This is a genomic window from Amycolatopsis sp. VC5-11 (assembly GCF_037034185.1).
GTDB classification, from domain to species: domain Bacteria; phylum Actinomycetota; class Actinomycetes; order Mycobacteriales; family Pseudonocardiaceae; genus Amycolatopsis; species Amycolatopsis nivea.
Genome location: NZ_JBAGKF010000001.1, coordinates 289,516 through 315,265, shown reverse-complemented (window position 1 = coordinate 315,265; position 25,750 = coordinate 289,516). Strand labels below are relative to the sequence as shown.

27 protein-coding genes and 1 tRNA gene are annotated in these 25,750 nt (G+C 69.8%); 16 read left to right on the top strand and 12 right to left on the bottom strand.

Features of this window, described 5'->3' with window-relative positions; genetic code table 11:
- Positions 1-18: 18 nt before the first annotated feature.
- The 3 genes from dps to WA670_RS01620 all read left to right on the top strand — a co-directional run bounded on the left by dps (position 19) and on the right by WA670_RS01620 (position 2,631).
- The gene (dps, locus tag WA670_RS01630; RefSeq protein WP_037808424.1) at positions 19-495 is read left to right on the top strand and encodes a DNA starvation/stationary phase protection protein Dps; all 477 of its coding nucleotides are present in this window, start codon (positions 19-21) and stop codon (positions 493-495) included.
- A 96-nt stretch (positions 496-591) separates the two neighbouring features.
- Positions 592-1,983, top strand: a complete 1,392-nt coding sequence (locus WA670_RS01625; protein WP_336156745.1) for a glutamate decarboxylase — start codon at positions 592-594, stop codon at positions 1,981-1,983.
- A gap of 21 nt (positions 1,984-2,004) precedes the next feature.
- Positions 2,005-2,631, top strand: coding sequence for a TIGR03085 family metal-binding protein (locus WA670_RS01620; RefSeq protein ID WP_134728523.1), 627 nt, complete (start codon positions 2,005-2,007; stop codon positions 2,629-2,631).
- Between the two features lie 39 nt (positions 2,632-2,670).
- On the opposite strand, the gene WA670_RS01615 is transcribed toward WA670_RS01620, so the two are convergent.
- A complete protein-coding gene (locus WA670_RS01615; RefSeq protein ID WP_134728522.1) occupies positions 2,671-4,518 on the bottom strand; it encodes a S9 family peptidase in 1,848 nt (615 codons plus the stop codon).
- Positions 4,519-4,557: 39 nt separating this feature from the next.
- Between WA670_RS01615 and WA670_RS01610 the strand changes: the two genes are divergently transcribed.
- Positions 4,558-5,301 carry a methyltransferase domain-containing protein gene (locus WA670_RS01610; protein WP_037808415.1) on the top strand — a complete coding sequence of 248 codons (744 nt, stop codon included), beginning with the start codon at positions 4,558-4,560 and terminating at the stop codon, positions 5,299-5,301.
- On the opposite strand, the gene WA670_RS01605 is transcribed toward WA670_RS01610, so the two are convergent.
- From WA670_RS01605 to WA670_RS01590, 4 genes are all read right to left on the bottom strand, one after another.
- The gene (locus tag WA670_RS01605; RefSeq protein ID WP_336156744.1) at positions 5,291-5,614 is read right to left on the bottom strand and encodes a hypothetical protein; all 324 of its coding nucleotides are present in this window, start codon (positions 5,612-5,614) and stop codon (positions 5,291-5,293) included. The genes WA670_RS01610 and WA670_RS01605 overlap by 11 nt on opposite strands.
- 254 nt (positions 5,615-5,868) lie before the next feature.
- Positions 5,869-5,942, bottom strand: a tRNA-Pro gene (locus tag WA670_RS01600).
- A 29-nt stretch (positions 5,943-5,971) separates the two neighbouring features.
- Entirely contained in the window at positions 5,972-6,952 is a 981-nt protein-coding gene (locus tag WA670_RS01595; RefSeq protein WP_051728629.1) for a metallophosphoesterase, read from the bottom strand.
- A gap of 228 nt (positions 6,953-7,180) precedes the next feature.
- Positions 7,181-9,331 (bottom strand): transglycosylase domain-containing protein, encoded by a 2,151-nt coding sequence (locus WA670_RS01590; RefSeq protein WP_336156743.1) that lies wholly within the window; start codon positions 9,329-9,331, stop codon positions 7,181-7,183.
- Positions 9,332-9,669: 338 nt separating this feature from the next.
- On the opposite strand from WA670_RS01590, the gene WA670_RS01585 reads away from it, so the two are divergent.
- Positions 9,670-9,963, top strand: a complete 294-nt coding sequence (locus WA670_RS01585) for a WhiB family transcriptional regulator (RefSeq protein WP_020664154.1) — start codon at positions 9,670-9,672, stop codon at positions 9,961-9,963.
- A 37-nt stretch (positions 9,964-10,000) separates the two neighbouring features.
- On the opposite strand, the gene WA670_RS01580 is transcribed toward WA670_RS01585, so the two are convergent.
- The 3 genes from WA670_RS01580 to WA670_RS01570 are packed head-to-tail and all read right to left on the bottom strand — an operon-like array spanning position 10,001 to position 12,394.
- Entirely contained in the window at positions 10,001-11,119 is a 1,119-nt protein-coding gene (locus WA670_RS01580) for an ArsA family ATPase (RefSeq protein ID WP_037808406.1), read from the bottom strand.
- Complete coding sequence (locus WA670_RS01575) at positions 11,119-12,123, bottom strand: ArsA-related P-loop ATPase (RefSeq protein ID WP_037808405.1); 1,005 nt, start codon at positions 12,121-12,123, stop codon at positions 11,119-11,121. Before WA670_RS01575 ends, WA670_RS01580 begins: the two co-directional genes overlap by 1 nt.
- A 22-nt stretch (positions 12,124-12,145) precedes the next feature.
- Positions 12,146-12,394 carry a hypothetical protein gene (locus WA670_RS01570; RefSeq protein WP_336156741.1) on the bottom strand — a complete coding sequence of 83 codons (249 nt, stop codon included), beginning with the start codon at positions 12,392-12,394 and terminating at the stop codon, positions 12,146-12,148.
- A 140-nt stretch (positions 12,395-12,534) separates the two neighbouring features.
- Here WA670_RS01570 and WA670_RS01565 point away from each other — a divergent pair, with 140 nt between their 5' ends.
- The 7 genes from WA670_RS01565 to WA670_RS01535 all read left to right on the top strand — a co-directional run bounded on the left by WA670_RS01565 (position 12,535) and on the right by WA670_RS01535 (position 17,089).
- Positions 12,535-12,696 carry a DUF4177 domain-containing protein gene (locus WA670_RS01565; protein ID WP_020664158.1) on the top strand — a complete coding sequence of 54 codons (162 nt, stop codon included), beginning with the start codon at positions 12,535-12,537 and terminating at the stop codon, positions 12,694-12,696.
- Between the two features lie 10 nt (positions 12,697-12,706).
- Positions 12,707-13,162 carry a RidA family protein gene (locus WA670_RS01560; RefSeq protein ID WP_037808400.1) on the top strand — a complete coding sequence of 152 codons (456 nt, stop codon included), beginning with the start codon at positions 12,707-12,709 and terminating at the stop codon, positions 13,160-13,162.
- A complete protein-coding gene (locus WA670_RS01555; RefSeq protein ID WP_037808399.1) occupies positions 13,162-13,791 on the top strand; it encodes a hypothetical protein in 630 nt (209 codons plus the stop codon). The genes WA670_RS01560 and WA670_RS01555 overlap by 1 nt, the downstream gene beginning before the upstream one ends.
- A gap of 38 nt (positions 13,792-13,829) precedes the next feature.
- On the top strand, positions 13,830-15,017 hold the full coding sequence (locus tag WA670_RS01550; RefSeq protein WP_037808398.1) for a hypothetical protein: 1,188 nt from the start codon (positions 13,830-13,832) through the stop codon (positions 15,015-15,017).
- 219 nt (positions 15,018-15,236) lie between these two features.
- Positions 15,237-16,061 carry an NUDIX hydrolase gene (locus tag WA670_RS01545; protein ID WP_336156740.1) on the top strand — a complete coding sequence of 275 codons (825 nt, stop codon included), beginning with the start codon at positions 15,237-15,239 and terminating at the stop codon, positions 16,059-16,061.
- Positions 16,062-16,838, top strand: coding sequence for an MBL fold metallo-hydrolase (locus WA670_RS01540; protein WP_275294011.1), 777 nt, complete (start codon positions 16,062-16,064; stop codon positions 16,836-16,838).
- Positions 16,835-17,089 carry a glutaredoxin domain-containing protein gene (locus WA670_RS01535; protein WP_037808395.1) on the top strand — a complete coding sequence of 85 codons (255 nt, stop codon included), beginning with the start codon at positions 16,835-16,837 and terminating at the stop codon, positions 17,087-17,089. Before WA670_RS01540 ends, WA670_RS01535 begins: the two co-directional genes overlap by 4 nt.
- Before the next feature lie 773 nt (positions 17,090-17,862).
- Here WA670_RS01535 and WA670_RS01530 read toward each other — a convergent pair.
- Both WA670_RS01530 and WA670_RS01525 read right to left on the bottom strand, forming a co-directional pair.
- A complete protein-coding gene (locus WA670_RS01530) occupies positions 17,863-18,936 on the bottom strand; it encodes a DNA polymerase III subunit beta (protein WP_336156738.1) in 1,074 nt (357 codons plus the stop codon).
- 559 nt (positions 18,937-19,495) lie between these two features.
- A complete protein-coding gene (locus WA670_RS01525; RefSeq protein ID WP_336156737.1) occupies positions 19,496-20,755 on the bottom strand; it encodes an MFS transporter in 1,260 nt (419 codons plus the stop codon).
- Positions 20,756-20,847: 92 nt separating this feature from the next.
- Here WA670_RS01525 and WA670_RS01520 point away from each other — a divergent pair, with 92 nt between their 5' ends.
- Positions 20,848-22,005 (top strand): glycosyltransferase, encoded by a 1,158-nt coding sequence (locus WA670_RS01520; RefSeq protein WP_336156736.1) that lies wholly within the window; start codon positions 20,848-20,850, stop codon positions 22,003-22,005.
- A gap of 421 nt (positions 22,006-22,426) precedes the next feature.
- Here the strand turns inward: WA670_RS01520 and WA670_RS01515 are convergent, their stop codons facing one another.
- Both WA670_RS01515 and WA670_RS01510 read right to left on the bottom strand, forming a co-directional pair.
- Positions 22,427-23,101, bottom strand: coding sequence for a Crp/Fnr family transcriptional regulator (locus WA670_RS01515; RefSeq protein WP_009084463.1), 675 nt, complete (start codon positions 23,099-23,101; stop codon positions 22,427-22,429).
- 159 nt (positions 23,102-23,260) lie between these two features.
- Positions 23,261-23,512 carry a hypothetical protein gene (locus WA670_RS01510; protein WP_037369289.1) on the bottom strand — a complete coding sequence of 84 codons (252 nt, stop codon included), beginning with the start codon at positions 23,510-23,512 and terminating at the stop codon, positions 23,261-23,263.
- Positions 23,513-23,749: 237 nt separating this feature from the next.
- Here WA670_RS01510 and nth point away from each other — a divergent pair, with 237 nt between their 5' ends.
- From nth to WA670_RS01495, 3 genes are read left to right on the top strand one after another with little or no spacing between them, the layout of a single operon-like run.
- Positions 23,750-24,433 (top strand): endonuclease III, encoded by a 684-nt coding sequence (nth, locus tag WA670_RS01505; RefSeq protein ID WP_238608221.1) that lies wholly within the window; start codon positions 23,750-23,752, stop codon positions 24,431-24,433.
- Positions 24,430-25,032, top strand: a complete 603-nt coding sequence (locus WA670_RS01500; RefSeq protein ID WP_037808386.1) for a TlpA family protein disulfide reductase — start codon at positions 24,430-24,432, stop codon at positions 25,030-25,032. Before nth ends, WA670_RS01500 begins: the two co-directional genes overlap by 4 nt.
- Positions 25,029-25,745, top strand: coding sequence for an NUDIX hydrolase (locus tag WA670_RS01495; RefSeq protein ID WP_037808385.1), 717 nt, complete (start codon positions 25,029-25,031; stop codon positions 25,743-25,745). The genes WA670_RS01500 and WA670_RS01495 overlap by 4 nt, the downstream gene beginning before the upstream one ends.
- The last annotated feature ends 5 nt before the right edge of the window (positions 25,746-25,750 follow it).

The window sequence follows — 25,750 nt, the reverse complement described above, 5'->3', positions numbered from 1 at the left end:
AGAGGAGGGACACCCGAGATGACCACTTCCCCGATCAAGAGCCCGCTTTCCGAATCCGACAAGGAGATCACCGGCAACGCGCTGCAGGCGACGCTCGCCGACCTGATCGACCTCTCGCTGATCGCGAAGCAGGCGCACTGGAACGTAGTGGGCCAGAACTTCCGCAGCGCGCACCTGCAGCTCGACGAGCTGGTGTCGACCGCGCGGCAGTACGTCGACGAGGTGGCCGAGCGCGCCGCCGCGATCGGGGTTTCGCCCAACGGCAAGGCGAAAACCGTCGTGGCGACCTCCGGTGCGCCGGAGTACCCGGACAACTGGCAGTCCGTCGAATCGACCATCGCGGCGATCGTCGACACGCTCGCGGCGCTGATCGAACGGCTCCGCAAGCGCATCGACGAGACCGACAAGAGCGACCTCGTGACGCAGGACCTGCTCATCGAGATCACCCGCGCGCTGGAAGAGGCGCACTGGATGTGGCAGGCGCAGCAGGCCTGACCCGCGCCGCCTGACGAAAAGCCGTCCGCCGTTGTCGCGGACGGCTTTTCGTTCATCCGGTGGTCGTCGCGGGTGCCCGGCAGTAGGTTCGCTGACATGGTGCTGCATCAGGGGAAACAAGATCGGGCAGACCGGAAGACCGGCACGAATCCGTTGTACGCGGGGAGCAATCCGGCGCTCGCCGCGGACTTCACGATGCCGCGCGACCGGCTGCGGGACGATTCGCTGCCGCCGGACACGGCGCTGCAGCTGGTGCGCGACGAGCTGATGCTCGACGGCAACGCGCGGCTCAACCTCGCCACGTTCGTCACGACGTGGATGGAGCCGCAGGCGCGCGAGCTGATGGCCGAGTGCGTCGACAAGAACATGATCGACAAGGACGAGTACCCGCAGACCGCGGAACTCGAGCGGCGCTGCGTCAACATCCTCGCCGACCTGTGGCACGCGCCGGATCCCGCCGACATCATGGGCTGCTCGACCACCGGGTCGTCCGAGGCGTGCATGCTCGCCGGAATGGCGTTGAAGCGCCGCTGGTCGAAACTGGGCCGCACCGGGAAGCCGAACCTGGTGATGGGCGTCAACGTCCAGGTGTGCTGGGAAAAGTTCTGCGAGTACTGGGAAGTCGAGCCGCGCCTGGTGCCGATGCAGGGCGACCGGTACCACCTGTCCGCGGAAGAAGCGGTGAAGCTCTGCGACGAGAACACCATCGGCGTCGTCGCGATCCTCGGCTCGACCTTCGACGGCAGCTACGAGCCGGTCGCCGAGGTCGCGGCCGCCCTCGACGCGCTGCAGGAGCGAACCGGCTGGGACATTCCGGTGCACGTCGACGGCGCGTCCGGCGCGATGATCGCCCCGTTCCTCGACGAGGACCTGGAGTGGGACTTCCGGCTGCCGCGCGTCGCGTCGATCAACACCTCCGGGCACAAATACGGCCTCGTGTACCCCGGCGTCGGCTGGGTGGTGTGGCGCGACAAGGCGGCGCTGCCCGAGGAACTGGTGTTCAACGTCAATTACCTCGGCGGCGACATGCCAACCTTCGCGCTCAACTTCTCCCGCCCCGGTTCGGAAGTCGCCGCGCAGTACTACACGTTCGTCCGGCTGGGCCGCGAAGGTTTCCGTGTGGTGCAACAAGCTTCCCGCGACGTGGCGACCTACCTGGCCGAGGAGATCTCCAAACTGGGGCCGTTCGAACTGCTCACCCGCGGCGACCAGCTGCCGGTATTCGCCTTCACCACCCGTTCGGATGTCACCTCGTTCGACGTCTTCGACGTGTCCCGCCGCCTCCGCGAACGCGGCTGGCTCGTGCCCGCGTACACGTTCCCGGACAACCGCACCGACCTGGCGGTCCTGCGCGTCGTCGTCCGCAACGGCTTCACCCACGACCTGGCTGACCTGCTGCTCGGCGACCTGAAGCGGATCCTTCCGGAACTGAACCGGCAGCCGTCCCCGCAGCACGACCCGGCCACGTCGACCGGTTTCCACCATTAACTGGCGAGTAACCTAGCTGACATGGGCCTTGCCAAGGATGAACGCCAAGCGCTGAGCGACCTCTTCGAGCAGCTCGGCCCGGATGCCCCGACCCTGTGCGAGGGCTGGCAGACGCGGGACCTGGCCGCGCATCTGGTCGTGCGGGAGCACCGGCCGGACGCGATGCCGGGGATCGTCGTGCCCGCGCTGGCCGGGCACACGCAGAAGGTGCAGGACGGCGTCGCGGCGCGTCCGTGGGACGACCTGGTCGCCCAGGTCCGCCGAGGCCCGTCCCGGTTCTGGCCGACGTCCATCGGCCCGGTGGACGAGGCGACGAACAGCGCCGAGTTCCTGGTGCACCACGAGGATGTCCGCCGGGCACAACCGGATTGGACCCCGCGCCCGGCCGATCCGTCGCGGGACGGGGCGGCGTGGCGGCTCGCGACGCGGACGGCGAAGCTGAACCTGCGCAAGTCCCCGGTCGGGGTGGTGCTGCGGACCCCGGACGGCCAGTCGGCTTCGGTGAAGTCGGGCGCCCCGGTGGTCACGGTGGTGGGCGAGCCGGTGGAACTGCTGCTTTTCGTCTTCGGGCGGGACGCGGTGCAGGTGACTTACGAGGGTGACGATGCCGCGATGGCGCAGTTGAAGGGCGCCAAGCGCGGGCTGTGATCCGGGCCGCCCGGGCAGACCCCTGGGCGGCCCGAACCGTCAGCGCATTCCCAGCGCCCGCAAGGCGAAGTACACCTCGATGGACGTCTGCTTGATCGTCTCGGCGATCACCAGCGAGCCGTGCCCGGCGTCGTAGCGGTAGAACTCGTGGGGTGCGTCGCGCTTGGCGAGGCGGTCCAGGTAGTTCTCGATCTGCCGGATCGGGCAGCGCGGGTCGTTGTCGCCGGCCAGGATCAGGACCGGGGCGGCGACCGCGTCCACGTACGTCAGCGGCGAGCACTCGCGGTACACCGCGGGCACGTCCGCCGGGGAGCCGCCGAACAGGGCGCGGTCGAACGAGCGCAGCTGCTCCATCTCGTCCTCGTACGCGGCCACGTAGTCGGCCACCGGCACGCCCGCGACGCCGGCGGCCCATCGGGTCGGCTGGGTGCCCAGCGCCAGCAGGGTCAGGTATCCGCCCCACGAAGCGCCGTTCACGACGCACTTGTCCTTATCGGACAGTCCACTTTCGACTGCCCAGTCGTGCACCGCCGCGACGTCTTCCAGTTCGGTCAGGCCAGGGCGGCCTTCGATGGCGTCGCGCCACGCCGAGCCGTAGCCGGTGGAGCCGCGGTAGTTCACCTCGACCACGGCGAATCCGGCGTCCAGCCAGGTCGCGCGGTAGGCGGAGAACCGGTCCTCGTCAGCCGCGTGCGGGCCGCCGTGCAGCGAAAACACCGTCGGCAACGGGCCTTCGGGAGCATTCGCCGGACGGGAAACCAGCGCGTGGATCCGGCCGCCGACCCCCTCGACGAACGCGTCGGTGACCGGCGACGAACGCGGCGCGCGCTCGCCCGGCGGCGTCAGCAGGACCGAGTCGGTGCCGTCGGCCGCGCGGGCACGGACCGCTGCGGGCTCCGCGGCGCTGGACCACGAGTACTCGATGGTCCCGTCCGGCCGCACGCCCGCGCCGCCGATCCGTCCGGCCGGAGTGTCCACAGCGGACAGTTCGCCGGTGTCGAGGTCGTAGCGGTACAACGAACTACGCGCCTCATGGAAGTGCACGACGAGCAACGCGCGTGCGTCCGGATACCAGTCCGCGACGACCTCGCCGGGCAAATCGATCAGCAGTTCGGTTTCGGTGTCCGCCTGCACGTCCCACACCAGCAGTTCTTCGCGACCGCGGCGTTCGTGCAGGACCAGCACGCGCTGGTCGCCCGGCAGCGGCGAGAACTCCAGTGCCTGCAAGCCTTTTCCTTCGCCGTCCCACTTCTCCGCGACGGTGGCGAACCCGTCAGTGGACAGCACGCGCAACGCCGGGTGCCGGGAATCCCCGTGCTCGGAATGGGAAATGGCGAGCAGGCTTTCGTCGCGCGACATCGACGCGATCCCCGCGTCGTCCGCGTGCTGATAGAACCGCTCGGTCACACCGTCGATTTTCGCGAAGAGTTCGCTGCCGTCGTCGGTCGAAACACCGGCCGCGATCACTCGCTGGCCGATTTCCAGACCGGCCGGGTATCCGTCGTGAATATCGGGCAGTGCTTTGACCGCCGCGGAACTGTCGCCGTCGAACGGCTGGGTGCGCCAGGACCCGAACTCGTCGCCGTCGGTGTCGTCGAACCACCAGATGGCTGTTCCGTCGGGCGAGGGCGTCGCGTGCAGGGTGCCGTTGGGCCGGTTGGTGACTCGCCGGTGACTGTCGGTGGCCCGGTCCCACGCGTAAACCTCCCATACGCCACTGGCGTTGGAGACGTACACGTTGGCCTCAGGCGCGTCGCGGGCCCACTCGGGCACCGAGATGCGCGGCGCGTGGAACCGCGCCAGCCAGCGCTTTTCGGCTTCGGGGTCGTCGAACAGGCGGTCCGGGACCACCGCGGGCGGATTTTGGTTGCCTGACTGCGTGCTCACCCCTCGATCCTGCCACCTTCTACCCGTACTCTGTGCGGGGTGCTGGAGGGTTACGCGCCGGGCTATGCCCAAGACGCGCTGTCGACGATGAACACGCGCACAGCGAGTGACCGCGCCGCGTTCGCCCGATCACTCTTCACCCCAGGCGCACGAGTCCTGGACCTGGGTTGTGGGCAAGGTTCGCTTCTCAGTGCCCTGACCCCGGCCGTGCGGGTGGTCTGCGTCGACGTCTGTCCACCGGAACCGGCTTTGCCGTCGACAGCGGACTATGTGGCTGGAGCGGTCTACGCACTTCCCTTTGCGGCTTCATCGATCGACGTGGTGTTCTCTCATTCGCTCTTCGAGCATCTGTCCGACCCGCACGCGGCTCTGACCGAAATCCGCCGCATCCTGCGCCCTGGAGGCAGGCTGGCGTTGGCCGCGCCGGACTGGAGCCGCGCGAAAATCCGGCCCAGAACAGCAAACGTGGACGCCGCACTGCGCGGCTACTACCTCGTGCGCCGCCGCGCGGGCGGAGACCCTTTCGCGGGCCGCGCTATCGCCGCCCACGTCGCCGACGCAGGATTCACCGACATCGTCGAACGCGCTCGTTTTCGGGAAGACCTGTCCTACCGATCCTTGGCCGCCTACATGGAATCCCGGCTGGCCGTCGCCCTGTCGGAATCCGGCGCGAACGAGCGTGACCAACTGACCTCCGCGGCTCGTTCCGCCTGGTCCTGGGCAAGAACGGCCGCCGTGGGGGACTTTCAGCAGTGCTGGCAAGAGTTGACCGCTACGTGCTGAACACACCCGCTGCCGCGTGAACGACGGGTACCGCGCCGAGCGCAACGCAAAACAGCCCGGCAGGCCAGAGCGTCCGGCTGTACATCCGCCGAGACAGCCAGACCGCGAATCCGCCGGCCAGCATGGTCCAGACCGCGCCTGTCGCGAACATGGCGAACGCCGCGCCCGCGTTGACCCAGCCTTGACCGCCGCGGCTTAACGCGAGAACGAAGAGAAGCCCGCACACCGCGGCGATTCCCAGTGTGATCAGTGCCAGCCCGAGAACCAGGATTACCGTTCTCGCGGTCCGGAAGTTCCGGCTGTCGTCTGGCATTTCGGCACGATACCGTGGCCGATAAATTGAGCCGCGCGTTTTCGCACTGCCTCAGAAAGGCAATTGCTTTCCGAGTACGCCCGGATCGTGACTTCGCGATCGGCACGGGGAGCAGGCGATCAAGGACGAGCACTGCGCCGGGAGCTCCGGACCGGCCGGGCAAGGCCACTGCCGGTCCTCGGGCGAACCAGGGACGGCGGCGAAACTATGAAGGCCGGGTAGTCGCGATCTCGTGACTACCCGGCCTTCATGCGTCGGGGTGGCGGGATTTGAACCCACGACCTCCTCGACCCGAACGAGGCACGCTACCAAGCTGCGCCACACCCCGAGGTACTGCTTAGCGGGTCGAGAGTAAGTCTAGCGGACGGGTTTCGCGGCTTTACGCGGGGCTGGTTTGCGGGGGTCGGAGGCCCCGGATCCGCGCGGGACCAGCGTCAACAGGCTCGCTTCGGGCGGGCAGGCGAAGCGGGCGGGGGCGTAGGGGGAGGTGCCGAGTCCGGCGGAGACGTGCAGCCACATCCGGGCTCCCCAGCGGGAGGCGCCGCGGGCGCGGCTGCGGTCGAGTTCGCAGTTGGTGATGATCGCGCCGTAGCCGGGGATGCGGAGTTGCCCGCCGTGGGTGTGGCCGGCGAGGACGAGGTCGTAGCCGTCGGTGGCGAAGGTGTCGAGGACGCGCGGTTCCGGGGAGTGCGTGACGCCGATGCGGACGGCCGCGGTGGTGTCGGCGGGTCCGGCGATGTCGGAGTACCGGTCGCGGTGGAGGTGCGGGTCGTCGACACCGGCGGCGAAGACGGCGCGGCCGCCGACGTCGACCGTGCGGCGGACGTGCGTGAGGTCGACCCAGCCGTGTTCGACGAAGGCGGCGCGGAGGTCGCGCCAGGGCAGCTGGGTGCCGTGGATGCGCTTCTTTTTGCCGCGCGGCATGAGGTAGCGCGCGGGGTTCTTGGGCTTGGGCGCGTAGTAGTCGTTGCTGCCGAAGACGAACAGCCCCGGCCGGTCCAGCAGCGGGCCGAGCGCGCGGAGCACGGAGGGGACCGCGGTGCGGTGGGAGAGGTTGTCGCCGGTGTTGACGACGAGGTCCGGTTCGAGCTCGTCGAGCGCGGCGACCCAGCGTTGCTTGGCCTGGTGACCGGGGAGCATGTGCAGGTCGGAGACGTGCAGGATGGTGAACGGCGGCGTACCGGGCGCGAGCACGGGCAACTCGGCGGTCCGCAGGGTGTAGCGGCGGCGTTCGATGCCGACGGCGTAACCGAGAGTGGCGGCCCCGAGGGCGATGGTCCCTACGGCAAACCGCTTCGCGGTGCCCCCGGGCGGACTGGCGTTACCGAGCGTGCTCACATGTTCGAGGATACGTGTTCGGCCATCCGGAGGGGTGGCCCCGGCTCAGTCGTTGAGCTTGACCTCCCGTTTCACCGGGGCGCCGCCGTCCGGCATGAGTTCGTCGACGGGAGCGGCAACCGGGCGTCGTGGGCTCGAGATGGACTGGACCAGCCGGACGACGGCGGTTAAGCCCGGACAAGCGAAACGGGGCGGGAGATCGCGTCTCCCGCCCCGTTTTCACCGGATTCAGTTGGTATACGCCGGATCCTCCGGCGGCAACGGCACGACCGGCTGGCCCTCCATGATGTTCTTCATCGCGCCGAACCACGTCTGCGCGGGAGTCTTGCCGCCGAACATGTTGCCCGTGCCGCAAGTGCTCACGTTGCCGACGCCGTTGTAGCAAAGGCCGCCGCTGCCGCCTTCCGGACGGAACACCATGGCCGCACCGGCCATCTGCGGCGTGCCCGCCACGAAGGTCGCCGAGCCGTTGTTCTGGGTCGTCCCCGTCTTGCCGACGAGCGGCCGGTTCCAGCCGACGCCCTCGGCCGCCTTGGCGGACGTGCCACCGGGCTGGTCGTCCTTGCTCATCCCGACCGCCATGGTGTTCGCGAGGCCTTCGGGCACGACCTGCTCGCAGGGAGCTTCCTTGATCGGCACCGGCTTGCCGTCGCGGTCGGTCACCGCCGCCAGCGGGGTCGGCGGGCACCATTTGCCGCCGCTCAGGATGGTCGCGGCGACGTTCGCCATTTCCAGGCCGCTGGTCGGGCTGAAGCCGAGCGTGAACGCACCCGTGCCCGGGTAGTTGCCCTTGGGGCCGTAAGCCTGCGCCTGAGTCTGGTTCTTGCCAGGGTCGTTCGACTTCGGGTCGACCTTTCCGCCGCCGGGGTTGCTCGCCATGGTCTCCCGCATGCCCAGCTTCGTCGCCATGTCGATGGCGGGCCCGGTGCTGCCGAGTTTGTCCTCCAGCGCCACGAACGCGGTGTTCGGAGAAGTCGCGAGCGCGTTCTGCAGCGAAGCCGACTCGGGATAGCCATTGCCGGCGTTGCCCACGCAATACCAGCGCGTGTTGGGCGCGCCGGTCGCCGGACAGTGCGGCTGGCTGCCGGTGAAGACGTGCGAGACGTAGCTGTTGCCGACCGGGATGTTGCTGTAGATCCCCGCGATGTGCTGGTTCAGCACGGCCGCGGTGGTGAAGATCTTGTAGCTCGACCCCGCGCCGCCGGTGTTGAACACGCCGGACGGGAGCGCGTAGGTGGTCTGTCCTTGATCCGCGTCGATCCCGTAGTCCCGGTTCGCCGCGAGCGCCACTACTTCGTGCCGGTCCTTGCCGGGACGGATCAGCGAAAGCGTGTTCGCGACGTTCTTCTGGGTTTTGCTCACTTGGGTTTCGGCCGAGACCTTCGCCTCGTGATTGGCCTTCTCGTCCAGCGTGGTCTTGATCGTGTACCCGCCGGTGTACAGCTGGTCCTCGGTCATCCCGGACTTGAGCAGGTAGTCCTGGACGTACTGGCAGAAGAACCCGTTCTCCGGACCGGCTCCGGTGCAGTTCGACGCGGGCTTCTGCGGGGTGTCCGGCACGATGCCGAGCGGTTCCGCCTTGAACTTGTCCGCGTCCGCCTTCGCCAGTTTCTGGTTGCTGACCATCCGGTCCAGCACCAGGTTGCGCCGCTTGGTCGCCTTGTCCGGGTGGTTCCACGGGTCGAGGACGATCGGGTTGTTCACGATGCCCGCGAGCAGCGCGGCCTGCGGGACGGTCAGGTTCTCCGGCGTGGTGTTGAAGTAGGCGTGCGCTGCCGCTCCGATGCCGTAGATCTGCCGGGAGAACTCGACGATGTTGAGGTAGCCAGCGAGAATCTGGTCCTTCGAGAGCTTGGTCTCGAGGTTGATCGCGATCCGGGCTTCCTTGAGCTTGCGCGAGAGCGACTGTTCCTGCGCCTTCGCCTGCCCGTTCTTGTCGCCGCGGTAGACGACGTTGATCAGGTAGTTCTTGACGTACTGCTGCGTGATCGTCGAGGCGCCCTGCGTGTCCCCGCCCGCGGTGTTGGAGACGGCGGCGCGCAGCGTCCGTCCCCAGTTCACCCCGTGGTGCTCGTAGAACGCCTTGTCCTCGGCCGACAGCAGCGCCCACTTCAGCGCCGGGTTGATCTGGTCCGGGCGGACCGGGATCCGGTACTGCTTGTACAGCGTCGCGATCGGCTTGCCGCCGGAGTCGGTGATAGTCGTCACCAGCGGCGGGGGGATGTCGGCGAGGTCGGACGACGTCTTGTCGACCGTTTCGCTCGCCTGGTTGGACACGACCCCCGCGGCGCCCACCACCGGGAACATGATCCCGGCGACCAGCACCCCTGCCAGCAGGCACAGGCCGAGGAGCTTGAAAAGACCATCCGTTTTGCGCACGAAAGCCAGGGTACTGAAGCCCCGTGTCGCCTTCGTGACCTCACGCCCGCGCGCCCCCCGCGAGCGATCATTAACAGGCCCCCGTGTCGTGACCTTTGGTAACGGAATGCATGCTAGGTCTCGACGGAGGGAACCGAGGGACCCTACAGTCCGTCAACGTCTCACGTAGATGCCGACAGACGGAGCAGCCCGGGTGGGAGCCTGGCTGGTCCGGACGGCGGCAGCGGCACCGGGGAGGTGCCGTCACCGACGTGCGGCGCAGTGGGAAACGCTCGCGGGGGTGGGAGCGGGAGCTTCGCCTTCGCTGGTGCCATACACCAGATGAGGGAGCTGGGGGTATGCAAACCAATCAGGTTGGCTGGCGGGTCGATGCCTCGTGCCGGGACGCTGATCCCGACGGGTTGTTCGTGCGAGGTGCCGAACAGAACAGGGCGAAAGCCGTGTGCATGGGGTGCCCGGTCCGCACCGAATGCCTCGCCGAGGCACTCGACGGCCGGATCAATTTCGGGGTCTGGGGCGGGATGACGGAACGGGAGCGGCGCGCCCTGCTGCGCCGTCGTCCGGACGTGACCAGCTGGACCGACCTGCTCGAAGCGGCCAAGCGGGACGCGCTGGCCGCCGCGGCGGGCTGAACCTGCTCGTGAGCGGCTGTGTTTCGCGCACAGCCGCTCACGACGTCAGCTTTGCTCCGATGTCGCGCAGGCCCTCGAGGTCGTGGACGTCACCGGCGAGCGCGGGCACCCGGGTCAGCGGCACTTCCGGATGCGCGCGGGTGAAGCGCGCCAGCAGCCGGTTCTCGCGTTCGGCCAGCGCGACGCGGTCGGCGTGCAGCCGCAGCACGGCCTCGGCGAGCGGCGCGTTCTGCACTGACTCGGCAGCGGTCAGCGCTTCGGTCGCGGACAGCGGCGCGAGCACCGGATGCGTGCGGTTGGCGACCAGTCCGGCCAGCGGCATCGATTCGCCGGCGAGCCGCTCCACGAAGTAGGACGCCTCGCGCAGCGCGTCCGGCTCCGGCGCGGCCACCACGAGGAACGACGTGCCCGAGGACCGCAGCAGTTCGGCGGTCTTGCGCGCGCGTTCGCGGAATCCGCCGAACATGCTGTCGAAGGCCTGCATGAACGCCGACGCGTCGGCGAGCAACTGGCCGCCGATGATCGTCGACACGGCCTTCGCGAACATCGAGAACCCCGCGCTGACCACCTTGCGCAGACCCCAGCCGCCCGCCTTCGCCGGACCGGTGAGCAGCCGGATCATCCGGCCGTCGAGCGCGGTGGACAGGCGGGTCGGCGCGTCGAGGAAGTCGAGCGCGGACCGGCTCGGCGGCGTGTCGACGATGATCAGATCCCATTCGTCGGTCGCCGCGAGCTGGCCGAGCTTCTCCATCGCCATGTACTCCTGCGTGCCGGAGAACGACGTGGAAATGGTCTGGTAGAAGGGGTTCTGCAGCAGCTGCTCGGCCCGCTCAGGCCCGGCGTGCACGCGCACCATGTCGTCGAACGTGCGGCGCATGTCGAGCATCATCGCCCACAGTTCGCCCTTGGGCTCGAAGCCCTCGACCCGCACCTGCTTCGGGTGATTGCCCAGTTCGCGCAGCCCGAGCGCCTGCGCGAGCCTGCGTGCCGGGTCGATCGTGAGCACCACGGTCTGCCTGCCGCGTTCGGCGGCCCGCAGCGCGAGCGCCGCCGCGGTGGTGGTCTTGCCGACGCCGCCGGAACCGCAGCACACGATCACGCGGCTGTCCGGGTCGTCGAGGAGGGCGTCCACGTCGAGCGTCGGGTCGGCGGGCATCAGCGCACCCCCTGTTCCTGCAGCGTTTCGGCGAGTTCGTAGAGCGCGGCGACGTCGACGCCGTCGGTGAGGTCCGGCAGCTCCAGCGTCGGCAGATCGGCCTCGGCGAGCTGTTCGCGGGCCCGTTGCTCGGCGGCGACCCGGACGGCGTGCTCCACGGTTTCCTCCACGAGCGCGTCGAGCGTCGCCTCCGGCAGGTTCAGCCCGGCCGAGGCGAGGCCGGAGCGCACCCGGTCGGCGTCCACCCGGCCGTCGGCGGCCGCGGTCACCGAACGCGCGGGCAGCCGCGGCGGACGGACCCGGTTCACGAGCACGGCGCCCGGCCGCAGATCGGCCCCGTCCAGCTCGGCCACCGCTTCGACGGTCTCGCGCACCGGCATCTCCTCCAGCAGCGTGGTGAGGTGCACGGCGGTCTCGCCGGAATGCAGCAGCCGGACGACGCCGTCGGCCTGGCCGCGGATCGGGCCGGTCTTGGCGAGGTCGGTGAGAGCCTTGGTGACGTCGAGGAACTTCACCACGCGCCCGGTCGGCGGCGCGTCGACCACGACCGCGTCGTAGGTGTGGCGCCCGTCGGATTCGGTGCGCCCGACGCATTCCTTGATCTTCCCGGTGAGCAGGACGTCGCGAAGGCCCGGCGCGAGCGTGGTGGCGAACTCGATCGCCCCCATCCGGCGCAGCGTCCGCCCGGCGAAACCGAGGTTGTAGAACATTTCGAAGTACTCGAGCAGCGCCGCTTCGACGTCGATGTGCAGCGCGCGCAGTTCGCCGCCGCCCGGGACCGACGCGATCCGCTGTTCCGCGTACGGCAGCGGTTCGGTGTCGAAAAGCTGTGCGATGCCTTGCCGTCCCTCGACCTCGATCAAGAGCACCCGGCGGCCATTGCGGGCGAGTGCGAGACCCAGCGCCGCGGCGAGCGTGGTCTTGCCGGTTCCGCCCTTGCCGGTGACGAAGTGCAGCCGGGCCCTGGCGAGCTCGTCGGTCCAGCCGGCGGAGGGTGTGGTCACATCCTCAACACTAAACCGGTGCTCAGCTGGCCAGCATCATGACGCTGACCGCAGCGGCGACGGCCGCGACGACGATCCAGGTCACCACGCCGGGCAGCACGGTCAGCGTGAGCACTGCCACCACGATCAGCCCGGTGAGGGTGACCGCCCCGGCGATCGCCACCTGGCCCGAATCGTTCACCCGGTCCCGCGTTTTGGCCATCACGGCCAGCACGAGCGGCACCCCGGCCACGGTGAGCAGCACGGTCGCGACGATCCGCCAGGTCTCCACGCGCCCACGCTAGCGAGCGACGATCGGATGTGAACTGACCCACACTCACCCGGCCTACCAGGCGCTCCCCTGGACGGGTGACGGGCTTTCGGCGGCGGCGGTCCGGAGGGGCCTTGCCCGCTTGGTTACGCTCCCGAGTCATGAGTGCGACCAAATGGGAGTACGCCACCGTCCCGCTGCTGATCCACGCTACGAAGCAGATCCTCGACCAGTGGGGCGAGGACGGCTGGGAGCTGGTGACCGTGCTGCCCAACCCGAGCGGCGAACAGCACGTCGCGTACCTGAAGCGGCCGAAGAGCTGAGGGGGCGGCGTTGACCTGGAGCGACCGGCTCGCCGAGCTCGGCATCGAACTGCCCGGAGTCGCCGCACCGCTGGCCGCGTATGTGCCGGCCGTGCGCTCCGGCTCGCACGTCTACACCTCCGGCCAGCTGCCCTTCGTCGACGGCGCGCTCGCCGCGACCGGGAAGGTCGGCGGCGAGGTCAGCCCGGAGGAAGCCAAGGGCCACGCCCGCACGGCGACGCTGAACGCGCTCGCCGCGGTGCACGCCCTCGTCGGCATCGACTCAGTTGTCCGGATTGTCAAGGTGGTCGGTTTCGTCGCCTCCGCGGAGGGCTTCACCGGCCAGCCCGCGGTCGTGAACGGGGCGTCCGAACTGCTCGGCGAGATCTTCGGCGACGCCGGGGTGCACGCTCGTTCGGCCGTCGGCGTCGCGGAGCTTCCGATCGCGTCGCCGGTCGAGGTCGAACTGATCGTGGAGGTGAAGTGATGGATCCCGACATCGAACAGTCCCTGCACGAACTGCTGCTGCGGCTCGCCGGCCGTACGCCGGACCAGCTGTTGTGGCGGTTCCGCGACTGGCTCGGCGAAGGCGCGATGGGGACGCTCGCGCGGACCCTGCCGAGGTCTTTGCTCAAGCACAGGATCGATTTGGACCAGGCGGAGTACCGCCTGCTCGTGGCCGGTCTGATCCCGCACGGCGCCGACTGGCACCAGGTGAGTTCGACCCTGGGGGTAGACGACGTCACCGAGACCAGGTACACATTCACGCAGAGTGCGCCCGAATGGGTGAACTCCGTCGACTCTGTGTCCGTCTTGCTCCACGCGACGTTGCGTGGACGCGCGGATGTGGGGGAAGTACGGCAGAGCTGGCGGCGCCTCGGCGCTTCCGGCGAGGGCGGGGCGAAGCGAGTCCTGCTGGTGACGGCGACCGCGGGACAGCCCCGGCTCACCGGTGAACTGCAGCGGGTGCTGCGGGTCATGGGGGACGAGGAACCGAGTGTCGAGGTCATCCCGCCGCGCTTCGACCTTCCCGGGTACCACCGGGCCGCGCTCGCCGAGTCCGAGCTGGTCTGCGTAGGCGCCGCGGGCGCCGGTCATCGACTTGTCGCCGCTTAACGCTCGTTGCCGCCAGGCGAGCTGGGAGGAGCAGAGCCATGGTGGAGGTTCACGACGGCCCGATGGATGGGTTCTCGGTGCCCCTGCGCCTGCATAACTTGTTGCTGGCCCTGGCGGGCCGCATCGACGACAGCGCGCTCACCGAAGCGCGGGAACTGATCGCCCGTGCCCACATCGACGAGGCGGTGGAACTCACCACCGGCACGTTGATCGCGGGCCGGATCGCGGTGAGCGAGGCCGAACAGCGCGAGCTGGCGCTGGTGCTCGAGATGAGCCGGTCGGACGCGACGCTCGCGAACGACCTGCTGGTCACCGACCACGAGCCGATGCACACGCACCGGTTCACGGGCGACAACCAGCCGGAGTTCGGTCTCGCCGAGGCGCTCGACCGGACCTTGCAGGTGCTGCCCGACGTGCGTTCCGTGCACGCGGTGTGGCGCAACACGCCGGCGGGCAGCGTGCCGGGCGCGCTGCCGCAGCGGGTCGTGCTGGTCGAACTCGGCCCCGAGGGCAACCCGCCCGCGGTCGCGTTCCGGGTCGACACCGCGCTGCGCCGGGCGGGCATCCGCTCGGTCGTGGAGGTGAGCGGTCCGGGGATCCCGCAGTCGGATTACCACCAGGCCGCGGGTGCCGTCGCGAGCCCGGTGTGGGTCACTGGCAGCACGCATTCGGCCCCCGACTACCGGCCGGAACCGACGCCGCAGCGCAGCGCCCCGGCGCCCGCTTCGGCCCCGGTCCCCGAACCGGTCTCGGAAGCGCCGAGCCGGCACGGGCACCGTCAGCCCGAACCGGAACCGGTAGCCGCCGCCGAACCGGTGGTCCCGGTCGCGCCGGTGGTGCCGATCGTGCAGGCCGTGCCCGCACAGCCGGTGTCGATGCCGGAGCCGGCGGCCGAGCCCGCCGCGTCTTCGGAGCGGCCGAGGACGGCCGGGTCGGAGACGCGTGCCGAGCGCACGTCGGACCTGACACCGTCCGAGGTGGCGCAGCTGCGGCGCGCGCTGGCCGAGGACCCGGAGAAGGGCCGCGAGATCGCCGCGGGCAAGCCGAGCATGCACGAGGTGGTCGAGCTGCCCGCGCTGGATCTGGACGATCCGAGCCTGTCCGAACGCGACCGCGCGCTGCTGCGCGAGCTGCACGAGGAACTGGCTGAGCGCGAGCGTGCCGAGGCTGCCCGGTTGCGGCTCAACGGCGCGTCCCGTTCCGGCGGGGACCAGCACTGGTCCTGAGCCCCTTGTTGTTCCGTGAAGGGCTCCTTGAGGGAAGCAGATTCCCGCAAGGAGCCCTTCACGGCTTTCGGCCGGCCGGGCGCGCGACGGCGGTTCCGGGCTGGCTCGGGTTGCGGTTCGGGAAGTCCGCCTTGAGCGACTCCGAGTCCGTGCGGGTTCCTGCCGCGAGGTGACACAAGTAATCCGCGACGCGTACGGATTGCGAGGTATGTTGCCCGAGTGGAACGGCCGCGTGAATTCGTTTTCGACATCCCCGCCCGTCCCGGCATCGCGATCCGGGACAACGCGGATGGCCCGCCGGCGACCCCGAAGGACGCCGCCACGGTGATCCTGCTGCGGGACGTTTCGGACGGCGTGGAGGTCTTCCTCCAGCACCGCGTCATGGGCATGGCGTTCGCCGGCGGGATGACGGTGTTCCCTGGCGGCGGGGTCGATCCGCGCGACGCCGACACCTCCGTGGCGTGGGCCGGGCCGCCGCCGTCGTGGTGGGCCGAGCAGTTCACCTGCGACGAAAGCCTCGCCCGCGCGCTCGTTTGCGCCGCGGTTCGGGAGACGTTCGAGGAGTCCGGCGTGCTGCTGGCCGGGACCGAGGACTCGGTCGTCGCCGACGTCACGCCGTACCACGAAGCGCGGAAAGCGTTGGAATCACGGGAAATCTCGCTCGCCGGTTTCCTCGCCGACGCCGGTCTCACGTTGCGCGCGGACCTGCTGCACCCGTACGCGCACTGGGTCACGCCGCCGCAGGAACAGCGTCGATACGACACCCGCTTCTTCGTCGCGAAGCTGCCTGAGGGCCAGCGCGCGGACGGCGCGACTTCGGAAGCTGCTGCCGCCGGTTGGCAACCGCCCGCCGAGGCAGTCGCGGACGCGCGCGAAGGCCGTCGCGCGTTGATGCCGCCGACGTGGCTGACCCTCGTCGAACTCGCCGAGTTCTCCCAGGCCGATGCGGTGCTCGCCGAGCCGCGCGAGATCGTGAAGACTGTGCCGACCCTGGTCCGGGACGGCGAGAACATCCGCGTTGTCCTCGATACTTCGGAGTCCTGAGTGACCGCTCCCGCTTATGGCGTGCTGCGCCGTGTTTCGGAAACCGCGTCGGTGCTGCTGGAAAACAATCCTTCGACGATGACCCTGGAGGGCACCAACACGTGGGTGCTGCGCGGTGGCGACGCCGCGGCCGCCGTGGTCGTCGACCCTGGTTACCACGATCTGGAGCACCTGGAAAAGCTCGCCGCTGTCGGTCCAGTCGAGCTGATCCTGCTGACCCACCACCACCCGGATCACGCCGAAGGAGCCCCCTGGTTCGCTTCGAAAACCGGCGCGCCGGTGCGTGCCTTCGACGCTTCCCTCTGCATCGACGCGCCCGCGTTCGCCGACGGCGACTCCTTCTCGGCGGGTGGCCTGGACTTCACCGTCCTGCACACCCCCGGCCACACCGACGATTCAGTGTCGCTGCTGGTCGGAGGCCAGATCCTGACCGGAGACACAATCCTCGGCCGAGGCACGACGGTCCTGCACGACCTGGGCGACTACCTCCGCTCGCTGCGCAAACTGATCGCACTCCCGACCGGCACCCCAGGCCTGCCCGGCCACGGCCCGGAGCTGCCGGACCTGCCCGCCACCGCGCGGGAGTATTTGGAGCACCGGGAACAGCGCTTGGATCAGGTGCGTTCCGCCTTGCGAACGCTCGGCGAAGACGCAACGCCGCGGCAAGTGGTCGAGGTGGTGTACGCCGACGTCGACCGCGCGCTGTGGGCACCGGCCGAGGCGAGCGTGCGCGCACAACTGGAGTATCTACGGGCGTCTTCGGAGGACGGACAATGAGCAACGTCGAGGTCGAGTTCTACTGGCGCCCAGGCTGCGGCTTCTGCTCAGCCCTGCGCCGCCCCCTGCTGGAAAGCGGTTTGCCGGTAAGGGAAATCAACATCTGGGAAGAACCGGGCGCGGCTGAGCGAGTGCGCGAGGTAGCGAACGGCAACGAGACGGTGCCCACGGTGATCGTGGGGTCGACCGCGCTGGTGAACCCGACTTTCGACGAGGTCAAGGCCGCGGTGGCTGCGGAGTCGGCTGCCTGAGGTTGTTTCAGGCGCGCTGAGTGGAGCCTGGGGATGCTTCAGGCGCGCGGCTGGTGGCTGCGCAGGCCCTGGCACGCTCCGCGTGCGAGACCGTTGCCGCCGGGCGTGTGCCGTGCCGCGGGTCGTCCTAGTGCCATGGCGTGCCGCACAGGCCCGCTGCTCTGGGCTCGCTCGGGCGAGCCCGAGCGCCCTGGCGGTTTCCCGGGCACGCGGCACCGGCCCAGCCGCTGCGGGCTCGCTCGGGTGCGCCCTAGCCCTAGTGCCCTGGCGGTTTCCCGGGCATGCCGCACCGGCTCGGCGGCTGTGGGCTCGCTCGGGTGCCCCAGAGCAGGCCGGGGTGGCATGGGCGCAGACGGCGTCTGGCCCGTCGCCGCGCACTTCCGCGCACGGCGGACCGCCGGAAGCGCCCACGGCCAACCGACGGCGACATGCCCCGGCCCCGGAGCACGCTCAGCGTGCGAGACGGCTTCTGGCCCACCACGGCCCGCCTGAGCGCGACTTGGCCCGAGGTGGGCATGGTGCGGCTGCGCTTTGCGCCGCTCAGCCCAGCCCAGCCCAGCCCGGCTCGGCCCGGCCCGGCTCGGCCCGGCTCGGCCAGCCCAGTCCGGCTCGACTCGTCCCGGCTCAGTGCAGTCCGCCCAGCCTGGCCACTCGCCCCGGCATTGGCCCGCCGTTCGGCCGCCACCACGCGGCCGAACCCGTGACGACTCCGGTTCGCACCCCGCCCGGTGCGAGCCAGCCGTCAGGCCGAAGCCCGAGTCGGCATTCGCCGGTTACCGGGACAGCATCGGCATCAAGTAGTACTTCAATGCCACCTCCCGTCCGTCCTCGTCGGCTGGGGTCAGGACGCACGCTCGCAGCCCTGGCTGGATTGCCAGTCGGACGCGTTCTCCGCTGAACGGGGCTAGGGCGTCCAGCAGGTACCGGGCCTGGAAGGACGGGGACGTTCGGCCGCCGCAAACGTTTGCTTTCAGGTGTTCTTCTGCCTCGCCGGTGTCTTGGCGGGCGCTGGCCAGGCGGAGGTGGGCGTCGCCGACTTCGAGGGTCAGGACTCGGCGGTCTTCGGAGTAGACGCCGACTCGGCGGATGGCTGCGGCTAGCTCGTCGGCACCTACCTCGACTTCTGTGTCTACCGCGTCGGACGGGATGGAGTCCGCGGACAGGAAGCCTGCGTCCAGGACCGCTGTGGTGACGGTGCCTCCTGCCCAGCTCAGGGCGAAGTGACTGGGGTCGGCGTGCAGTCCCATGGCACCGACGCTGTGGCGGGCGGCTTCGGTCAGCAGGGTGGCTGGGACCAGGACGTCGATGGGTCCCCGGACGTCCCGCAGCGGCAGGCGGGCGACGGCCATGCGGTAGCGGTCCGAGGCGGTCAGGCACAGTTCGCCGCCGATTGATTGCACTCGTACGCCGGTGAAGATCGGGAGTGGGTCGTCCTTGGCGGCGGTGCCCGCGACGGTGCGCAAAGCCGTGCCGAGGGCCGCACCGTCTACTTTGGACAGCAGGGGTGGCGGTTCCGGCACGTGGAGCAGGTCGCGGTCCAGCAAAGGCAGGGCGAAGCGGGCACTGTCCGTTCGGATCGCGAGGCGGGTTCCTTCGACGGCTAACCGGACCTGGTCGACATCCAGCATGCGGACCGTTTCGGCGAACGGCGCGGCTGGTACTACGACCTCGCCGTCGAGATGGGTCGTCGCCGGGCAGGACAACTGGACGGCCAAATCACGATCGCTGCCGGACACGACGAGGCCCTCAGCGGTCGCCCGCAAACGCAGGCGGGCTTGCCTCGACAGGAGTCGGGCCGCGGCGCTCGCGACCGCCGCCAGCGGCCGCACGAAGGATGTGAGATCCATGCCACGCAAAGTAGCGGCGACCACCGACAAAAACGGTGGGCAAGGTGGTTGAGCTGCGGAAACAGGGAAGACCGCCAGTGAGCATGGGGGTGCCCGGCCCGGGAAAACCCGAAAACGGCTACCCGGCGGCGCTGCCGGGTGAGGTGGGCAAAAGGGGCTCGGGTGGTTCCTCGGCCGTGGCGAGGCGGCATCTGCCGTGGGTAGAGGCGAGTTATCCGGCAGCGCTGGCGAGTAGGGCGGGCAAGTGGGCTCGGGTGGTTCCTCGGCAGTGGCGAGCTGCCGTGGGTAGAGGCGAGTTACCCAGCAGCGCTGGCGAATGGGGCGGGCAAGGATGCTCGGGCGGTTCCCCGGCAGTGGCGAGGCGGGCACCAGCCGTGGGCAGAGACGAGTTACCCAGCAGCGCGGCCGAGTGAGGTAGCCAAGGAGACTCAGGCGGTTCCCCAACAGCGACTAGGCGGGCACCATCCGTGGATAGAAGCGAGTCACGCACGGGTGGGCGAAAGGGCTCGGCTGGTGCCCCAACAGTGACGAAGCGGCACCAGCCGTAGGAAGAACCGAGCTACCCAGCAACCCCGACAAGAGCACCGTCAGCAGGCGCCGGCGAAGCAGCCCGCACAGTCCCGCGCAGCAGCCACACCACCACTGCCAACACGACACCGGCCACGCCAGCAGCCAGGAAAGCTGCAGCCGTCCCGGAATGTTCGACCAGGTAGCCGCTCACCGATTGGCCTGCCGCTAGCCCCAGCGTCACTGCTGTGAGGACCCAGCCGAATGCCTCTGCCGCGGTGCCGCGCGGGGCGACGACCTCGATGGCCGCGGAGTGGGTCGTCGACTGGGGCGTGATCATTGCGCCGGCCAGCAGCATCAGCAGTGCCAGCGCCCACAGGCTCGACGGAAGCGCAAGCAGGGCAACGAAAGCACCGAAGCCGCCCAGCAGGATCGGCAGGCGCAGGCCCAGGCGGCGCGGCCACGGGTGCAGGCTGTAGGCCACGCCGAACGCCACCGAACTCAACGACCACGCGGACAGCAGCAGACCGCTGAGCGAGGGGTGGCCGGATTCCGTCGCAGCGGCGGGCACGGCGACCTCCACGAAGCCGATCACCATGCCGAAACCGAGCGCGGCCAGCGCGAGCGTCCGCATTCCGGGGCTGGCCAGCGCGCCGAGCAGCGGCGTCTTCGCCTTCGGGGCCGGACCCCACGCGCGCACGGTCGGGTTCAGCGCGAACAGCACCGCGCCGGTGACCATGGTGATCGCGCCGACGATCATGGCGGTGCCCGCCCACGGCGCGGTGATCAGCAGGCCCGCGATGCCGGGGCCGAGGATGAAGAAGACCTCCATGCTGATCGCCTCATAGGACAGGGCGGCGTTGCGCGCCGGTCCCTCCGGCAGGATTTTCGTCCACAGCGCCCGCGACGCCGAGCCGACCATCGGCTCCGAAAGCCCGGTCGCGGCGGCCAGCGGGATCAGCACGAACGTCGGCAGGTGCGCCTCGATCGCGATCGCGAGCGACGCCATCGACAGCGCGAACACCGCTGCGACGACCAGCAGCGGACGGCTCGGCCCGAACCGGTCGATCAGCCTGCCCTGCACGACCGCGCCCACCGAGACCCCGGCGAGCGAGCTTGCGGAGACCAGCCCGGCGGCGGCGAACGAGCCGGTTTCGCGCTGCACGTACAGCAGCGCGGAAATGCCGATCATCGCGATCGGGAGCCGGGCGAGGATCGACGCGATCACCGGGCCGCGCGAGCCAGGGGCGGTCAGCGCGGCGCGGTAGTCGGCGAGCGTGGTGCGGCCTTCGGAGTGGGCAGACTGGGACACGCGTACTAGTATGACGAAATTGGTACGGCGGTACCAGTAATTTCCCGGTCATCTTGGTCACGCCCGATCGGGTAAGTCAGTACGCTCGCGCGATGCGGCTGATGTTCTCCTCCGGAGCTGGGTACAGCCATCTCGCGCCGATGCTTCCGCTCGCCAAGGCGGCCCGCGCCGCTGGGGACGAGGTCGCGTTCGTGACCGGTCCGGAAGCCGTTCAGTACTTGGAAAACACCGGTCTGCAGGCGGTGTCGGTGGGGCAGCCGAGCGACCCCGCCGCCGCGGCCTCGATGTGGCAGCGGGCTCGCGAGGAGATGGCCGGGATGTCCGCGGACGAGCGGCTCTCCCATCTGGTCGCCGAGTACATGGTCGGGCTCGGCGCGGCCGCGCGGCTCGACGCCATGGTCGGGTTCGTCCGCGACTGGCGGCCGGATCTCGTCGTCGCCAATCTCGCCGAACGCGCGGCCGTGATGGCTGCGTGCCTGGCCGGCGTGCCGTACGCGATGCACGCGATCGGTCCGCCGAAGTCCGCCGCGACGATGGAGCGGGCCTGGGAAGTCGCCAACGGTCTGGTTCGCGAACGCGGGCTCGACGCGTTGCCGCCGCGCGACGCCGTGCCGTACCTGGACTTCTGGCCGACGGGATTGATCCCGTCTGACGTCGCGTGGGAGTACCCGACGCGCTGGCCGCTCCAGCCCGCTGGCGTGACGCCGACGCCTGGTCCGCGCCCGGCAGTCCTCGACGGGCTGCCCTACGACCGGACCGTCTACGTCACCCTCGGCACCACCCACAACGCTCGGCCAGGCGTGCTGGAGGGAATGGTGGCCGCGCTGCGCGACGAGCCGGTGAACGTCGTGGCGACGATCGGCCGGGACGGCGACGTCGGCCGGTTCGGACAGCAGCCGGACCACGTGCGGATCGAGCAGTTCGTGCCGCAGTCGCAGCTGCTGCCCGCCGTCGACGCGGTGGTATGCCACGGCGGCTCGGCGACCGTTCTCGGCGCGCTCGCGCACGGCGTGCCGCTGGTGGTCCTGCCGCTGGCGACTGATCATTTCGAAGTCGCGGCGCAGATCCAGGACGCGGAAGCCGGAATCGCGGTCGACTCCGGCGACGGAATCCTCGAGGCGGTCCAGACGGTGCTCGCCGGCCCGGCCTACCGGGCGTCCGCGGCGGCGCTGGCCGCCCAGATCGCTGAGCAGCCCGCTCCGGCGGCGGTGGCGGCCCGGTTGCGTGACCTAAAGGTCTCGATCCGATAACACCAGCTGGATTCTTCGTGAACTCGTGCAACGAAGACGCGGTCTTGGCGTCCTTGAGGGTGAATGGCCTTGAATTCGTGAGTTTTGGCCGTGATGGTTGAACGACAGCCCATTACGGGCTGGACAGCACTGCAGCACCCAGCTCCCTCCGGCATATGGGTCGGGGCCTGGTCCGGAGGGCGGGGAGCGCGGGTCGTCGGGGGATGATCCGTGCGCAGGCGAGGAGCCGGTGCGCCACGTCGGGGGTGGCGCCCGGCTCCTTGTCATTTTCCCGGCCGGACCGGCCGAAACCGGCGGCGACACGGGCCCGGAGCGGAATGCCGCTCTTGTGGGGGACAGTCCGGTACGCACGCACGAAGGCCACCCCCAGTAGGAGGTGGCCTTCGAAAAACCCGTGCGGATTAACCCACTCGGGGGAAGATCAGCGGGCGCGGCGGGCGAGCCGCTCCGGGTCGAGGATCAGCACGCTCTTGCCCTCGAGCCGCAGCCAGCCGCGGTGCGCGAAGTCGGCGAGCGCCTTGTTGACGGTCTCGCGGGACGCGCCGACGTACTGGGCGATCTCTTCCTGCGTCAGGTCGTGCGTGACCCGCAGCAGGCCCGCCTCCTGGCTGCCGAAGCGCTGCGCCAGCTGCAGCAGCGCACGGGCCACGCGGCCGGGGACGTCGGTGAAGATCAGCTCCGCGACCATGTTGTTCGTGCGGCGCAGGCGGCGCGCGACGACGCGCAGCAGCTGCTCGGCGATCTCCGGGCGGGTGGCGATCCACTGCCGCAGCGCCGGGCGGTCCATGGTGACCGCGCGGACCTCGGTGACCGTCGTGGCGCCGGACGTGCGCGGGCCGGGGTCGAAGATGGACAGTTCGCCGAACATGTCGGACGGACCGGCGATCCACAGCAGGTTCTCGCGGCCGTCCGGGGACTTGCGGCCGATCTTCACCTTGCCGGACTGGATGATGTACAGCCGGTCGCCCGGCTCGCCCTCGTTGAAGATGACATGGCCGCGGGGGAACTCCACGGATTCCAAGGTCTGGGCCAGCGCCTCCGCCGCTGCCGGCTCCACACCCTGGAAAATGCCCGCACGGGCCAGGGTTTCGTCCACCTCGGGTGCCTCCTCGTCGAGAAACGATCACTTCCTTCGCAGGTCGAAGGCAGTGTCGCCGATCACTTTCGCGTCAGTCTAGGGCGTGTCGGGCAGATCGCTCGTCAGCTCGCCGCGCCCGGCGCGGCTGCCTGGAACGATCACGTCCGACTGAGCAGCCTAACTCCGCACCTTGCGCGCGCGTAGCCTGGCTGCCCGTCCGCCGAGCCTGCGGAGCCGGAACAGCTCGAGCGCGCGGCCGATCCCGTGCCCGTACAGGGCCCTGACCTCGTTGGGCTGGGCCTGCTCCAGGAACTCCTCGACCTCGTTCTCCTGAACCGCGACGTGCTTGAGCCTGCTCTCGACCCGTTCCATGAACAACGCGAAGAACATGATCACCAGCGGGACCAAGATCACGAACCACACGGTCATGCCACAGCTCCGCTGTTTTCGGTGACGCACTCGGTCATGGATCTCCAGATCCTCGCTCAGGGCGGACGCGCGGCCCGCAGAGGTGGTGCTCTGGCGGTTCGGCCGTCCACCGGCGGATGCTCCCGACCGGCTCGTCCGACTCGCCCGTAGGCTATCGGGGTGCCCCCTGTTGTCCCGAACGGGCCCCGCGCGGACCGCGAAGAAAGCCGGCTCGCTCTCGTGAGACGCGCCCGGCGGATGAAACGTTGCCTCGACGAGGTTTATCCGGACGCGAAGGCCGAGCTGGACTTCACGAATCCGCTGGAACTGCTGGTCGCGGTGGTGTTGTCGGCGCAGACCACGGACGTGCGGGTGAACCTCGTCACGCCCGCGTTGTTCAAGAAGTACCGCACCGCGGCCGATTACGCCGGAGCGGAGCGCGCCGAACTCGAGGAATACCTGCGCACGACCGGGTTTTTCCGGGCGAAGGCGAATTCGCTGATGGGTCTCGGCGCGGCGCTCGTGGAGCGCTACGGCGGCGAGGTGCCGAAGAAGCTGGACGACCTCGTCACGCTGCCCGGCGTCGGCCGCAAGACCGCGAATGTCGTGCTCGGCAACGCTTTCGACGTGCCGGGAATCACAGTGGACACTCACTTCGGCCGTCTCGTGCGGCGCTGGGGCTGGACCGCGGAAGAGGATCCGGTCAAGGTCGAGCACGCGGTCGGCGAGCTGATCCCGCGCAAAGAGTGGACCATGCTGTCCCACCGCGTGATTTTCCACGGCCGCCGCGTGTGCCACGCCCGGAAACCGGCCTGCGGCGCGTGTCCGCTGCGCAAGGACTGCCCGTCGTTCGGCACCGGGCCCACCGAGTTCGAGGTGGCCGCGAAACTGGTCAAGGGCCCGGAGAGGGACCACATTCTCGAGCTGGCGGCGCGCGGGTGACTGCAGTCACCAAATGGGCGCTCGGGGTCGCGGTGCTGGCGGTGGCCGCGTTGGTCGCCGTCCTGACGCTGCGCGGCGGCGATTCGACGGCCGCGCCGCCCGCGTCCGGCGACCTCACCGCGGCGCGCGCGGCGGCGAAGCTCCAGGCTTGTCCGCCCGCCGCGGCGAAGGCGGTCGGCCAGCTGTCCGGGATCGAGGCGGACTGCCTCGGCGACGGGTCCAGGGTGGACGTCGGCAAGGTCCTCGGCGGCGGCCCGGTGCTGGTCAACGTGTGGGCGTCGTGGTGCCAGCCGTGCCGCACCGAACTGCCGGTGCTGCAGCGGTACGCCGCCGAGCCGGGTGCGGTGCGCGTGGTCGGCGTGCAGGTCGCCAGCCCGGCTTCGGACGGGCTCGGCTTGTTCCAGCGACTCGGCGTGCACCTGCCGTCGCTCTACGACGGCGACGGCCAGACCGGTCCCATCCGCACCGCGCTCAAGGTGCCCTCGTCGCTGCCCGCGTCGTACCTGGTCACCGCGGACGGCCAGGTCCGGTTCATCGCGAACCCGCGGGTGTTCGACAACACTGACCAGGTGCGCGCTGCTGTGAAGGACTACTCATGACCACCGGACCGCTCGTCGAACCCGAAGCCGTGCCGGAATGGCTGCGGCCGCTGGTGAAGGTGTCCGGCGAGGTCGACAGCCGCACGTTCACCCGCTTCAGCCCGCCGGAAGACCTGCTCACCCGCGCCGCCGCGGTGCTCATTCTCTTCGGCGAACGGCCCGGCGGAGACGGTCCGGACGTCCTGTTGCAGCGGCGGGCGGACACGCTCGGCTCGCACGCCGGGCAGGTTTCCTTCCCCGGCGGCGGCGCGGAGGACGGCGACGACGGCCCGGTCGGCACGGCGCTGCGCGAGGCCGAGGAGGAGACCGGCGTCGACCCGTCGGGGATCCTGCCCGTCGCGGTGCTGCCAGAGCTGTTCGTGCCGGTGTCGAGGTTCGCGGTGACGCCGGTGCTGGCGCATTGGCACACCCCGTCGCCGGTGCGCGCCGTCGATCCGGCCGAGACGGCGGCGGTCGCGCGGGTTTCGCTGGCCGACCTCGCCGACCCGGCCAACCGGTTCACCGTGCGCCGCGGCGACGCGTCGTGGCGAGGTCCGGCGTTCACCGTCGACGGCCTGTTCGTCTGGGGTTTCACCGCCGGTCTGCTGTCGGTGCTGCTCTCGCTCGGCGGCTGGGAACGGGAGTGGGACACCGGCGATGTGCGCGAGCTTGACGTAGCGTGGGCCGAACATCAGGGCCGGTCGGCGGCCCGGGACGGTTCTATCGAGGAGTGACGGCG